Annotated in this window: 11 protein-coding genes and 1 pseudogene; 7 read left to right on the top strand and 5 right to left on the bottom strand. The window is 41.2% G+C overall.

The annotated features are described in order from the left end of the window. Window positions 1–9: 9 nt before the first annotated feature. From PSE7429_RS16350 to PSE7429_RS16335, 4 genes are all read right to left on the bottom strand, one after another. Entirely contained in the window at window positions 10–1,362 is a 1,353-nt protein-coding gene (locus PSE7429_RS16350; protein WP_009628379.1) for an NACHT domain-containing protein, read from the bottom strand. Between the two features lie 41 nt (window positions 1,363–1,403). Then, the gene (locus tag PSE7429_RS16345) at window positions 1,404–2,381 is read right to left on the bottom strand and encodes an alpha/beta hydrolase (protein WP_009628378.1); all 978 of its coding nucleotides are present in this window, start codon (window positions 2,379–2,381) and stop codon (window positions 1,404–1,406) included. Between the two features lie 100 nt (window positions 2,382–2,481). Then, complete coding sequence (locus tag PSE7429_RS16340) at window positions 2,482–3,546, bottom strand: IS701 family transposase (protein WP_009628377.1); 1,065 nt, start codon at window positions 3,544–3,546, stop codon at window positions 2,482–2,484. Window positions 3,547–3,605: 59 nt separating this feature from the next. Then, window positions 3,606–4,679, bottom strand: a complete 1,074-nt coding sequence (locus PSE7429_RS16335) for a caspase family protein (RefSeq protein ID WP_009628376.1) — start codon at window positions 4,677–4,679, stop codon at window positions 3,606–3,608. A gap of 134 nt (window positions 4,680–4,813) precedes the next feature. Here PSE7429_RS16335 and PSE7429_RS16330 point away from each other — a divergent pair, with 134 nt between their 5' ends. Continuing rightward, entirely contained in the window at window positions 4,814–5,272 is a 459-nt protein-coding gene (locus PSE7429_RS16330) for a hypothetical protein (RefSeq protein WP_009628375.1), read from the top strand. A 1-nt stretch (window position 5,273) separates the two neighbouring features. Next, complete coding sequence (locus PSE7429_RS16325) at window positions 5,274–5,663, top strand: hypothetical protein (protein WP_009628374.1); 390 nt, start codon at window positions 5,274–5,276, stop codon at window positions 5,661–5,663. Window positions 5,664–5,677: 14 nt separating this feature from the next. Here PSE7429_RS16325 and topA read toward each other — a convergent pair whose 3' ends face one another. Further along, on the bottom strand, window positions 5,678–7,948 hold the full coding sequence (gene topA / locus PSE7429_RS16320; protein ID WP_009628373.1) for a type I DNA topoisomerase: 2,271 nt from the start codon (window positions 7,946–7,948) through the stop codon (window positions 5,678–5,680). Between the two features lie 107 nt (window positions 7,949–8,055). Here topA and PSE7429_RS16315 point away from each other — a divergent pair, with 107 nt between their 5' ends. From PSE7429_RS16315 to PSE7429_RS16300, 5 genes and pseudogenes are all read left to right on the top strand, one after another. Further along, the gene (locus tag PSE7429_RS16315; RefSeq protein ID WP_009628372.1) at window positions 8,056–8,619 is read left to right on the top strand and encodes a Uma2 family endonuclease; all 564 of its coding nucleotides are present in this window, start codon (window positions 8,056–8,058) and stop codon (window positions 8,617–8,619) included. A 233-nt stretch (window positions 8,620–8,852) separates the two neighbouring features. Further along, a pseudogene (locus PSE7429_RS28220) lies at window positions 8,853–9,071 on the top strand (RHS repeat-associated core domain-containing protein); the annotation flags it as partial. Between the two features lie 9 nt (window positions 9,072–9,080). Next, window positions 9,081–9,842: a NucA/NucB deoxyribonuclease domain-containing protein gene (locus PSE7429_RS16310; protein ID WP_422394343.1), complete on the top strand. Its 762-nt coding sequence runs from the start codon at window positions 9,081–9,083 to the stop codon at window positions 9,840–9,842. Further along, a complete protein-coding gene (locus PSE7429_RS16305) occupies window positions 9,823–10,587 on the top strand; it encodes a hypothetical protein (protein ID WP_009628370.1) in 765 nt (254 codons plus the stop codon). Before PSE7429_RS16310 ends, PSE7429_RS16305 begins: the two co-directional genes overlap by 20 nt. Before the next feature lie 67 nt (window positions 10,588–10,654). Then, a partial coding sequence (locus PSE7429_RS16300) for an RHS repeat protein (protein ID WP_009628369.1) occupies window positions 10,655–11,086 on the top strand: 432 nt, incomplete at its 3' end.

Below are 11,086 nucleotides of genomic sequence, written 5' to 3'. Positions count from 1 at the left end.
TTCATCCCTTTACTTTAGCCGCTTTGGCTCTTTTGTCAATTTCTTACCTGATTCTTTACCAAACTTCTTTACTGCTAAATAGCTTAATAATTCTAGCTTTCGAGCTAATGATAAATCGCGATAAATCTCGTCTCGCTCAATTTCTCGTGATTTGTCCCATTTATCAAGTAATATTTCTAAGCATTCTTCATACAACTTGGAGCGCTTTGAATAGAACTTACCAGTTTTGTAAAACACTGCACAAGTCAAACTTAGTAAAATTGGAGTGATTGCTAGTTCTCGAATTTGTTTGTTCTCTTCCAAAAAGAGTAAATTTATAAACTTTTGTGACCACTCATCTGATTTGTCTCGGCTAACAGTCTTAAACCAATTCTCAGCGAATAATTTTACTTGCAGTTCATTAAAATCTGATATTTCCACATGATCAAACCGCTCAAATCGTGATTCTTGGCTCTGTGTACGACAAGTCACGATTACTAGAACCTGTGAATAAGTACGGGCAAACTTTTTGATCTCTTTCGTGATTGTTTTCCCATACTCACCAGTTACCTCATCCAACCCATCTAGCAAGACAAGAACCCTGCCTTGATTCAGTAGCGATTTAATTTCAGCATTCGATAACTGCCAGCAGCTTTTTAGATATGGCTCTAGCGAATACTGGACATCACGTCCATCATCTACAAACTCTCTTAGTCTTATCAGTACAGGAATACGATGTGATTGAATATTCCCAGCGTTACACTCCGTTACAACATTTTGCAAATATGTTGTCTTTCCTGATCCAGGTTTGCCTACCACCATCAGGTTCTTATTTTTAGTCAATATTTCTAGACCTGATATCCTTTGCAGATCTTGCCCCAAACCAATCCGATCTAGACTGCGATAACTAGGATTTTGGATAAAGTCGTGCCATAGATCATCTAATTCCGATCTTCGGCTACTGCTCAGTTCTTCTAGAATATTGACATCCACAAATAAATCACCCAATGGAACCCAATGATCCACGCCCCAAAGCGGCATTGTGCCATGTAATCTTTGAATATCATCATGAATGCGCGATCTTACCTGTTGCACTAGCTCATTCACTGAAGCGATCACAGTTATGGTTACTTGATTAGAAGGCTGTAACCCATGAGAAATCTTATCGGCAATTTCCCGAATTATTTCATCATTCAATTCTAGGTAAATTTTATCGCCTATATGGATATCTTTGCCTTTACCAATATTGACATTGAACTTAGCAAGTTGTAATTTAACCTCATGATCACCTAATTCTAATAATTGTCGTAAAGATGTTATATCAGCGTCTGTAAACTGACCATTGGAAATGCGATCAAGAATAGTTGTTAATTCGTTATTCATAGACATCAACGCAGAAAAATTATTTATATCTCTATTTTTTACTATGGCTGAAATAGCCAATAATAAAGGTTTTGAATTGTTTTTGACTTTAAGCCAGACCGTCTATTTGGCGGCAAGTTATGTTGAATCAAATAGAAAATGTCACTAATAATTGAGCGATTATCTCCAAAATAAGAATGTCCGAGAAAACTTGTATCTACAGACGAAGCATCAATAGTATCCAATCCATCAACTACCACAAGATTTTCACCTGAATCTCCTGCTCTAGAGTAGCCTCCGTGAACTAATCTAGATGCTGCAAGCGCTTTATCATTTGAAGATGCATAGAGAGTTAATCTCTCGGCTTTTTCTTGGAATTTTTTTGCGAACTGCTTAAATGTATCAGCATCGATATCAGGTGCAGCAAAAATAACATTGCGGAGCTTGGCTGAATTTTTAGGCAAGGTAGCATAATCTAGCTGATGTACTGCTCTTGTCAGAATACGATTCCCCATGCTATGAGCGATTGCATTTACCATATCTGCACCGACAGAAGTTAGTAAAAGAGTTAGAAACTCTTCAAAGTGCGGAATAGTCCACTCAATGTTATTTTCATCAGATGTATAAAGTTCAAGTTTTGCTTCAGACGGCCAGCTATAAAAGATTGCTTGCCCAGGGAATTGTAAATCATAGGAAATCTGGGCAGTCCTAATTGCCGCATCTTCAAAGCTTGTATTGTATCCGTGAATAAAGATTAATATGGCAGGCTCTGAAGATTTCTGTAGTGATTTACGAAGAGTATTCACAAAGAAATTTTGCTCCATGACCTCAATATCCGTCAATACAATATGTTTTTCAGGATCTTCCCATAGTTCAAATCTCAACCACTTTGGGCGCTCTATTTCCCCCATACGATGATCTTCGGGAATACTTACTTTTGCAAGCCCATATTCAAGCTGACCACTTAAATTTCTCTTCCCACCGTAAAAATTTTTAACAGACGCTGTGTCTAATTGCCGTCTGTCAGTAGCAAAAAACACAGGAATCTCAATTGTCGAGGTTTGATTTTCAATACTTATTCCCTTATCACCATAATTAGTTTGATCTTCAGTATTTCTCCCTTTCTTTTCATTACTGATGTTACGTGGAAGGAACAGTCAGTTTTTGAAGAAGAGAGAAACTAGCCCTAATTGCATTGAAGTAGAGTTTAGCCTTGAGAGCAAAATGATTGAGTTTAGTTTTGATACGAAGACGCTCTAACTTAACAAAAGCAAAAAAGCAAGCAAAGATGTGATTTTTCTGAGTATGAGCAATCCCAGTGGGAGATTTAGCTAGAGCGAGATTAGATTTCAAAGACTTGTGAAATTCTTCAACTTTCCATCGTTTTTGATAGATTGTGTTGATGTCAGTTGCGATTAAGTCGAGATTACTGCAAGCTAAATACAAAATCCCTGTGGATTGATTTTTGTTTCTAAAAACTTGCTTGGTGATCGAGACAGGAAAATCAAGTCCCTTTAAAAACACCTTGCAACAGGAATCTGGGTTTAACTCAATTGACTCAAGATTAACGAAATGTCCCTGACATTTATCGTCTGGAGATAATGCAACCAAACGATTGCCTTTAAGAGCAATGATGAAGTCTTTTTTGACTCGTAGCTTAATGTATTGCATATTTTCTTTGCTGCTGAACCAACTATCTGCCAATACATAACTGAACTTTAGTCGATTCTGACAGCAGACATGAAGCATGTTTCGCATCATCTCATTTTTGCTTTCCTCAGATACGAATTTTGTTTTACCTGTTTTTGTGTCGGTTACCTCTTGCAGTTTTTGGACAATTTCAAAGGCGACAGGTAAGCTGATGGCTTCGTTGTGATAAATACAGTTGAGAATATTTATGCCTTTGACACTACGGTTACTACTATGGTCAAAGTACCACCCTACTATCGTATTTTCATCACTATAAGGTTTTGGCTCTAGGGTGTCATCAAATATCAGTACTCCCTCTTCGCTTTCATGCTTGCGGATTGTCGGTTTGACCAGATACCACAACTCTGGTGATCCTCCTGTAATTTGCCTTAACCTACTGGTAATTTGGTCATGACTTAGTTCCCCGTCTAGTAATTCTGATAGTCCTGTTGCGGTCACCTTTCCGAAACTACTGATTAGGTAGTCTGAGTATAGGTCTAAGAACTTTCTGTCCATACCTTTCAACCTCTTTCTAAGCCTATCTTTACTCTACTCCTTTTTTCTTCCACGTAACATCAGTCATTAGTCTCATTCCCTATCGATTGAGAGATATTTACATTAATATTTCCACCTGCTGTAACATTCTCCAATGCCTTCTGTACCACACTTTTATGTGAAGCATGATCGCCACCATAAAAATTATCACCAATATGTAACCCCTGCGCCTCATTAATATTCGTAATAAATTTCCCCTTCTGTACAATCTTATCAGCAATCTTATTAACCTTCTGCCCCACCTCAGACCTCACCTCATCCCAACCCTTTTCAGACAAACCCTTACCACCCCGCAACAACGCGATCGCAAAATCACCTGTATCAAAATCAAAATGTGGAGTTTGGTTGCGATTATAAACCTGTCTCGTTGTCTCAGGCACAGACTTACCCAAATAATTCATCAAATTAGAAACCCGCACCACGCGATCGCCAGCCTGATTACCCACCCCCTGCAACGCCTCCAAAAAGTGAAACGTATAGATACTCAACGATTGATCCTTGAGAATCCATGACTCCTGATGTCCCTCCGAAGAAGTAAACACAACCCTGCCCTTACCCCGTTTCAGATCCTCAATTAACCCTTTAGAAAAGGCAACACGCTCAAACCCATCAAACTCATCCATTAACTCGGCATCAGCATCCTTAGAAGTCGCCATTCCCGCCGCATGACAGCTATCAATCACAACCAACAACCTTTCAGCCTCAATCTCGCGTATCGCATCTGTAAATACTTCAGCCGATAAAGCCGATGCAGCCAACTTACTAGGCTTCACATCATGCTGTAGCAAATAGTAGCGATTATCAGACTTATCAACCCATCCATGCCCCGAATAATAAACGATCGCAGTAGCCTCACGGTCAGATTCCACCTTTTTCTTCAGCCAACTCAAACCCTGTAAAATTCCATCACGAGTAGCTTCATCATTATTCAGTACCCGTATTTGCTCTTGAGGATAACCACAAAGATCGCGATCGGTTAGCGCCCCATAAATCGCTTGTGTGTCCTTAACCGTTACAGGCAAAGATAATGAATGGTATTTTGACTCGCCCACCCCAATCAACAAAGCATAGCCATGATTAAACATTTCAGCCATCATCTTTGATCCATCAACTAGCTTTTATTTTAAACTGAATCAACGTAGAATAGTACGTACATTTATAACTATTCTCCAAAAACAATCATTGCAGTTTTCCCACACGCTCAAAAACAACTGTTGACCAAAAAACTATGAACTCCATTTACTCAGATGAACTAGTCACAGCCACCGAGCTAAATCGTCAACCAGGCAGAATTTTAGACAAAGCCCTAGAACATCCCATCACCATTACCCGCAACGACCAATCCTTTGCCCTACTGCGGCGAGAAGACGTAGCTCTATTCGTAAAAACTGCCCAACATAGCCGCGAAATTGTCGAACTTCTCAATACAGCCTTCCGTTTATTGCTAAACCAAAAAATTGGCACAGAGCATCCCTATGGTTGGCTTGGAGCATTTGACGCAGACGAATTGAATGAATTTATTAACGAAGTGATCTCAGCCTATCGCTCAGTTGCCTTACAAGAAACAAAAAATTTCGACAAAGCATGGAATGAATTAGAAGCAATTATCCATGAATGGTATGAGAGCGCCTTAGCAATAACAAATCCAGAATTAGAAGCAGCCTTTACTAAAATCAAGCAATCTTGATATGTCAGAAAACATCACCGAAGAGATCAACGAAAATATCGAACCACCAGAAGTAAAGCTGACAACTCCTGATTCACCTGAAACTTCTAATACGCCCAAGATAGAAACTATTTGGCTAGTAGTAGCTAAAAATCGTCGCGTAAATCGAGACTGGGAAGCCCTGATCCAGCGAAATTCTGAAAACACCAGACGTTGCTACAAAGACCTACAGACAGCACCAATAACGAGACAGCCTGGACGGGTATTTCCGTTAAAAGGCAAAAAATATAGAGGCGTATGGGAATATGAAGTGACTGGGGGAGATAGAGTATTTTACGTTCCCGATGAAACTCAATTAAAAGTAGTTGTTTTCTATGCTGGAAAGCACATTCAACCTGCTCCAACACCTTAATCATGCCCTGCTTATCAAGACAACTTTTTCGGACTAGGCTTAGCCACTTTACTCGATGATCGCTTCGGCTTTCCCTGAGCAGATTTCTTCTCTTTAGCCGTTGAACCTTTACCCAAATTCGGCTTAGCCGTCTCATCCAAATCGCCAAACTTCTTCGACCACCACTTCTCCTGAGAAGACCAGAAAAAGACCACATCCGCATGATCCTTGCGTTGACGCGCCTGAACATCCGCACACTTCAACATCACCTTATCCACACCATCCTTATGGTAGGGAAACTTAGCCAAAGGCTTACCACAGACAGGACAAGCAAAACTAGTCACCTCCGCCATCACTGCATTCTCACCCTTCGGTTGAGGAATCTCCCACTGATTGCGGCGATCACTCCAAAACATGACCAGATTCTCACAGCCATGCTCACACTTGAGAAAATGCCCACCACTCACCTTCTTAGAAGGAATCTTACTGAGAGGATGACTGCAATTAGGACAAGCCACATCTGAAAGCTCATTTTTACGCTCGCTTGGCTGTAAATCCGCACCGAGATTCGTGTAAGCCCGCGCCAGCATTGGCTGAAAATAGGACTGATGCCAACCAATCAAATAGCTTTGCCACTCCAACTTACCCACCGAGATTTCATCCAAAGTCGTCTCCATCCCTGCGGTAAAATCGGCTCTGAGTAAATCAGGGAAAGTTTTATACAACACATCATCCGTAGACAATCCCAAAGCCGAAGGTTCAAGCACCTTACCCTTGAGTAACACATAGGTGCGCTCCTTCAGAGTCTTGACGATCGCCGCAAACGTACTCGGTCTACCCACACCCTGCCGCTCTAGCACCTGTACTAATTTCGCCTCGCTATACCTAGCAGGAGGTTGAGTTTGTTTCTGCGTAAAACCAGCATTTGCCAAAGCCAAAGTCTGACCACTTGTTAAAGCAGGAATATGTTTATCCTTACTCAAATCATTCCAATAGCGCGTATAACCCGCAAAGGTGAGAATACTGCCTCTAGTTTGCCAAAGCGTCGAACCTGCCTGAATAATCACCCGACTTTTTTGAATCAGCGCATTCGCACATTGAGAAGCCACGGCTCTGTGCCAGATTAACTCATAGAGTTGATGCTGTTTCGCGCTGAGATGGTCTCTCACCGTTTTTGGAGTAATACTCAAATAGGTAGGACGAATCGCTTCATGGGCGGATTGAGCAGTCGCCTGTTCGCGATGACGAGTAGTTTTCTTAGGGACATTATCAGGATCGTGCTTTGATAGCCATTCCTTCACCTCCGCACAAAATTCAGGAGCGAGACTAGTGCTATCAGTGCGGTGATAGGTAATCAAACCCTTACGACCTTGAGGTAAATCGACACCCTCAAACAACTCTTGAGCCACCTTCATCGTCTCTTCTGGCGATAGCCCCAATCTCACAGAAGCAGCTTGCTGGAGCGAACTGGTAATGAAAGGTGGCAGCGGTGATTTCTGAGCAGTGACACCCGTAGCTTCACGAACGACATGGGGATGATTACGCGCCACTTGAATAATTCTGGTAGCTTCTGCTTCCGACAATACTCGTTTTGACTCAACCATAGATTCCGTATTCACTTCCGCCGCATCATCGGTGACATCCTGATCGTCAAGCACAGGCTCGATCTCGCTACTACCCGCATAGAAGGCAGTGAATCCTTCAGCATATTCCGTCCATACCGACCAGTAAGTAATCGGCACAAAAGCAATAATCTCCCGTTCACGCTGACAGACGATATGCAGAGCCACCGACTGCACCCGACCAGCCGAGCTACCGCCACTTGTCCGCCGTACCAAAGGCGAAACCTTAAACCCAATCAACCGATCCAAGCATTGTCTAGCACGTTGCGCTGAAATCAGGTTCAAATCTAACTGATGAGCATTAGCGATCGCCGCCTTAACCGCCGTAGGCGTAATCTGGTTATAGACAGCGCGTTTGGGATTACGAAGATGCAGTTGCTGTTGTAAATGCCATGCTATACCCTCACCCTCGCGATCGCCATCGGTGGCAAGTACTACCTCTGAAGCATTCTTCACAGCATCACGTAGTTTAGCGACGACCTGTTGTCCTTTACCTTCGGTCAATTGATAGCGACATTCAATTTTGTTGGTATCCTTGTTCATCGTAAAGCCTAAGCTATCTTCACCATCTTTAGCTAGTTCTGTAAAGTGACCAAAGGAAGCTTCCACTTGCCATTCACTGCCGAGGATTGCTTGAATGGTCTTGCACTTAGATGGAGATTCAACGAGTAATAGCTTTTTCATATTTTTGTACCTATATGGACTTTATCTCGAATCTTGACTAAAAATCTATGAAGGCGATAAACGACAATGCTTGTAGTCTATAATCATTATTAAAAGTGGCGATTGCAATGGTTCAAACTCCTGTTAAACCTATAACCCTTGAAGAGTTTCTGAAATTACCAGAGACAAAGCCCGCTTGTGAATTTATTGATGGGGAGATAGTCCAAAAGCCAATGCCACAAGGAAAACATAGTACAGTTCAGCTTGACCTTGGCTCGGCAATTAACCTAGCTCTCAAACCTCAAAAGATTGCCCGTGCTTATTCAGAGTTACGGTGTAATTTTGGTGATCGCTCGGTTATTCCAGACATCTCAGTTTTTACTTGGGAACGCATTCCTAGAGATAACGATGGCAAGGTATCAAATCTATTTGAGTCTGCTCCTAATTGGGTAATCGAGATCCTTTCACCAGACCAGAACCAAACAAAAGTGATTCGGAATATTCTCTATTGTTTAGATCATGGTACAGAAATGGGATGGTTACTCGATCCCGATGAGGAATTGGTATTTGTCTATTTTAGCGATCGCACAATTGCTGTATTTGAAAATAAAAGCGATCGCTTGCCAGTGCCATCATTTGCAGAATCATTTCAGCTTACAGTGGGTGAATTGTTTAGTTGGTTAGAAGATTAACTCGTATCGTTGGTAGAGATAGGCTCAATGAATAATTGAAAAGTGTAAAACATAGTTATTTCTGATTTTCAAGAGGTTTGAACTGCTGAGCATGTAACATCTCCACGGCTCTGGCAATATTTGCGGTAGTCCTAAAAAGGAAAGGATTTAAACAGGTAAGGATGGGCGGCGCGAAGCGCCGCCCATCCTTACCTGTTTAGCACTACCCGGATTCTTATAGTTATGATGCCTATGGGAATTTGTCTAGTTCGACGGGTACGACGGTGAATAGTTATCTCTATGCGGGTGAGCAGTTTGATAAGAATCTTGGTGATTATTATCTAAGGGATAGATATTACAGTACGGATATCGGGCGCTTTACTCAGCGCGATCGGTTTGATGGCGATATGAATATGCCTCTATCTCTCAATCGCTATGGCTATACTCATGGTAATCCTGTCAATGGAATTGATCCATCTGGGATGTTTACCATGACTGAAGCAGTACTTGATACCGTCTTAATAGGAATCCTTGCAGGACTCCTTGTTCTTGATGCGTACTACAAGCTTAGAGGAGAAACTAGTCCCGAAGTTAGTTCTCCTAATAACTTTATAGATCCGCCGCCACCACCACCGAGTCTAAATAGAATACCCTTGATAGTCGCGATCGCGCTTTTTGCATCAACTGCACTACATAGTGATGAAGCAGAAAATGTTGGCTTACCAACAGTCATTTGGGGATTAGAATATGGTCAGACAACTGTTCATAACTATAAAGCTTTACATGGAGAAGGTAATACAAGTGATCGATATAAAGGTTCAGCAATTCAAGCTATTAAACCTGTGTTTACTAAGAAGGATAAGAGATGGAATACTTGGTATGAAAATTTGCTCCCATGTAGCAACGGTACTAAAGGTGATAAGATGACATGCGATGAGTTTCCTTATAGTAGTACTTATGAAGGAGGACGAACAAACTATGATCAAGGGAGAGTATCGCTGGCTTTAGTCCCAGAACATGAGCAACGGGGGAGTGGACAGGGTACAGGTTTGAAGACTTTCTATCGTCTTGCAGAAATTAACCCTCAAGACAAATATGGAGTTTGGACAAACTATCGTTCCTATGATAGCTACTATTTCACGCGCAATAGAGAAGTAAACTTACTTCCTTCATTTGACCACTATCGTTCTACTGGATATACAAAAGGAGATTTTGAGACGGCGTATGGAAAACTCAATCCGTGAATTGGTAACTAAGATAGAAGCAGTGATTGCTAGCGATTTAATTGTTTGTGCAAGTGATAGATTAGTTGCTTCTGAAGATGACGTTCGGAATCTTTTTTCAAATCTTTCATTCCCATATTTGAAAGAGTTAGAGCAACTATATCCATGCTTAGACTATTTGCTTTATCATTTTAAAATTTTATCTGTCAATGAAATTTATGAATATCATAAAATGTGGAAAGATCAGACTTCCGATCCCAGATTTATAGATGATGTTGCAATTGAGCTGGTTAGTTGTTTGATATTTGCGGACTATAAAGACCTTTACTATGCAATTTCCAAGGATGGTAAAGTTTACTATGTTGCTTTTCTTGATCCAATCATGTTCCCAATTTCCAAAGATTTACGAAGCTTTCTAAATGCTTTTGCAGATACATATACATACTTATACGAACATGGTCTTTACAACAAACATGTCGGTATCAATCCTGGAGATTCTCTTTTCCGCCAAATGCTTAGAAAACATAATCCAGAACTAGTTGAGTCAACTATTAGGGAATTAGATACTTTGAAAAATGATCCTGATTTATCTATAGAAAAAATACTGAATTTAAGTTGGCCATTGCTAGATTCAAATTCTGCTAACACATTTTTCAGTATTGCTGAAAATGTTAATCTTGATGATCGCATAAGAGAAAATGCGAGAGAGCAAGGAGAATTTTTATCACAATGGATAGGGATCGCCGATCCCACAGAATTGGAGTAAACGTTCTATAGAATATGACGCAGCAGGCAGGAGAATTGAATCGCGGAGTGACTGTGCTTGCCGCCGTATGACCTATGCCTATGATGCTGCGGGTAAGTTGATATCGCAAACCGACCAACTCGGACATACGACTCAATTTGAGTATGACAACATGGATCGCCTAGTGAAGACGATCTATGCCGATAACACCACGGCTACCACCACCTATGATGCTTTAGGGCGCGAAATCGCTAAAGCCGACCAGAATGGCAAAGTAACCCAGTATGAATACGATGCACAGGAACGCTTAGCAGCCGTGATTGATGCGCTGAATCAACGCACAGAATATGGTTATGACTTGTTGAATAACGTTACTTCGGTAACGACTCAAGCTTCGACAACCAACTATAGCTATGACTCTCTCAATCGTCTGGATAAGGTGAAGGATGGAACTCGTCTGTTGGCTGATTATGATTATGATTTGGTTGGGAACTTGACGCAAAAGAACTGGCTGATGGTT

The organism is Pseudanabaena biceps PCC 7429 (assembly GCF_000332215.1).
GTDB lineage: Bacteria > Cyanobacteriota > Cyanobacteriia > Pseudanabaenales > Pseudanabaenaceae > Pseudanabaena > Pseudanabaena biceps.
This window is presented reverse-complemented; position numbering and strand designations above follow the sequence as displayed.

Coding starts and splice junctions, on each gene's coding strand:
- PSE7429_RS16330 (WP_009628375.1), top strand. CDS start 4,814: ATGAACTCCATTTACTCAGATGAACTAGTCACAGCCACCGAGCTAAAT.
- PSE7429_RS16305 (WP_009628370.1), top strand. CDS start 9,823: ATGGAAAACTCAATCCGTGAATTGGTAACTAAGATAGAAGCAGTGATT.
- PSE7429_RS16310 (WP_422394343.1), top strand. CDS start 9,081: ATGTTTACCATGACTGAAGCAGTACTTGATACCGTCTTAATAGGAATC.
- PSE7429_RS16335 (WP_009628376.1), bottom strand. CDS start 4,679: ATGGCTGAAATGTTTAATCATGGCTATGCTTTGTTGATTGGGGTGGGC.
- PSE7429_RS16340 (WP_009628377.1), bottom strand. CDS start 3,546: ATGGACAGAAAGTTCTTAGACCTATACTCAGACTACCTAATCAGTAGT.
- PSE7429_RS16315 (WP_009628372.1), top strand. CDS start 8,056: ATGGTTCAAACTCCTGTTAAACCTATAACCCTTGAAGAGTTTCTGAAA.
- topA (WP_009628373.1), bottom strand. CDS start 7,948: ATGAAAAAGCTATTACTCGTTGAATCTCCATCTAAGTGCAAGACCATT.
- PSE7429_RS16350 (WP_009628379.1), bottom strand. CDS start 1,362: ATGAATAACGAATTAACAACTATTCTTGATCGCATTTCCAATGGTCAG.
- PSE7429_RS16325 (WP_009628374.1), top strand. CDS start 5,274: ATGTCAGAAAACATCACCGAAGAGATCAACGAAAATATCGAACCACCA.